At 62.4% G+C, this 1,523-nt stretch carries 1 protein-coding gene and 1 pseudogene; one reads left to right on the top strand and one right to left on the bottom strand.

All coding sequences use genetic code 11. From position 1 onward, the window contains the following. Positions 1 to 213, top strand: a pseudogene (locus L0H65_RS19760) (type II toxin-antitoxin system RelE/ParE family toxin); the annotation flags it as partial. Between the two features lie 146 nt (positions 214 to 359). On the opposite strand, the gene L0H65_RS19755 reads toward L0H65_RS19760, so the two are convergent. Continuing rightward, positions 360 to 1,292 (bottom strand): DUF2493 domain-containing protein, encoded by a 933-nt coding sequence (locus L0H65_RS19755; RefSeq protein WP_301460886.1) that lies wholly within the window; start codon positions 1,290 to 1,292, stop codon positions 360 to 362. Positions 1,293 to 1,523 lie beyond the last annotated feature (231 nt).

The raw sequence follows: 1,523 nt of genomic DNA, 5'->3' as shown, positions 1-1,523 counted from the left end.
ATATACGGCAACCCGCTATCCGGCATGCGGCTCTCAGCGCCGCTAAAGGGATGGCTGGTTCGGCATGGTGGGCGGGGTCATCACATCACCATCGTGTTTCGTGCCTTTCCTGAACGGGAAGCACTCTATATCGCGCTGGTTGCTTTCGGCGGGCAGGATTGGATGACCAAAACTGCGACACGAAAGCAGTTTGCGGACGAAGGCATCCGATAGAGCCTGTTTGGGCTGCCTTGCCAAAGACCGCCACCGTTGCACCCAAATTTTCATCTGTGCTTTTGGGTTGCTAGCGGCCACAGCTTGCATCCGTACATATTGCGCGAACGAAAGGGCTGCCCAAAGCCAGCCCCCGAAGGGGCGCATCACGCGCCCCTCTCGAACTTCAGAACCGGAATGCCCATTTTCTTGGCCTTGTCTGCCAGGTTTTCCTGAATGCCAGTGCCGGGAAACACCAGAACACCCACGAGAAGCACGTCGAGCATGGCGTCATTGCGCTTGAACGGTGCTGCCTTGGCGTGTTTCGTCCAGTCAGGCTTGAAGGCGACCTGTGTCACACCGCGGGCTTCGGCCCATTTGGCGGCGATGAGTTCTGCGCCCTTCGGACTTCCCCCGTGCATGAGGACCATATCGGGGTATTTGGTCCTGACCTGATCGAGCTTGCCCCAGATCAGGCGGTGATCGTTGAAGTCAGCGCCGCCGGTGAGGGCAACCTTGGGGCCAGCAGGCAGCATCACTTCGGTTTCCGCGCGGCGCTTGGCGGCCAGAAAATCGCGGCTGTCGATCAGCGCCGCGGTCATGTGCTGGCGGTTCACCATCGAGCCGGTGCGGGGCCGCCAGGTCGATCCCGTATGATGGACGAACTCCGTGGCGGCGTGATCGCGCATCATGTCCATGCAGTTGCGTCGTTCGATAAGGGTCAGGCCTTCGGCTGTCTGGCGCTCAAGCTCGACGGATTTCACCTCTGAGCCGTCTTGCTCGCGCTGGAGGCGGCGCTGCGCCTGCTCGTTGTCGTCCAGTGACCGCTCGATCCGGGCCGTAGCGCGGTGGAAAAGGTTGACTTGGCCCCAGAGCACTTCTTCGAGGTCGGGTTCCATGCGGGTGTCTTCCAAGGATGCGACGAGGGCATCGAAGATGTCGGCGACGGCAACCGCGAGGCGCTGCCCATCGGGCATCGGGCGCGGATCGGGCTCATCAAAGGGTCGAAAGCCGTAGAGCTGCAACTCGTCGAGCGCGTGGGCGGTCTGGGATGCGGTGTGGGCGGGTTCATATGCGTCGTCATGGGTGTGGATCGTCATCAGTTTCTTGCCTCCGGGCTTGTCTGGTCCGCGCGACATCCCGCGCGGCCTTCATGGGCAGCTCTGAGCCGTCACGGGGGCCGCCCGTTCACCCCCTCTTTGGGGCCGAAACGCAGTGGAGGAGGGCGGCAGGCAGGCTATTTGTTTCGCGATGCAAAGCGGGGGCTCGCCCCCCGTGGCGGAAATAGCCTGGCTGCCGCCCTTGAGGGGGCGGACCCTTTGACGGCAGCA

It is taken from the genome of Pseudorhodobacter sp. (assembly GCF_030452865.1).
Lineage (GTDB): Bacteria > Pseudomonadota > Alphaproteobacteria > Rhodobacterales > Rhodobacteraceae > Pseudorhodobacter.
Note: the sequence above shows the minus strand (reverse complement) of the source record. Positions and strands in the feature narration are given on the sequence as shown.

Coding starts and splice junctions, on each gene's coding strand:
- L0H65_RS19755 (WP_301460886.1), bottom strand. CDS start 1,292: ATGACGATCCACACCCATGACGACGCATATGAACCCGCCCACACCGCA.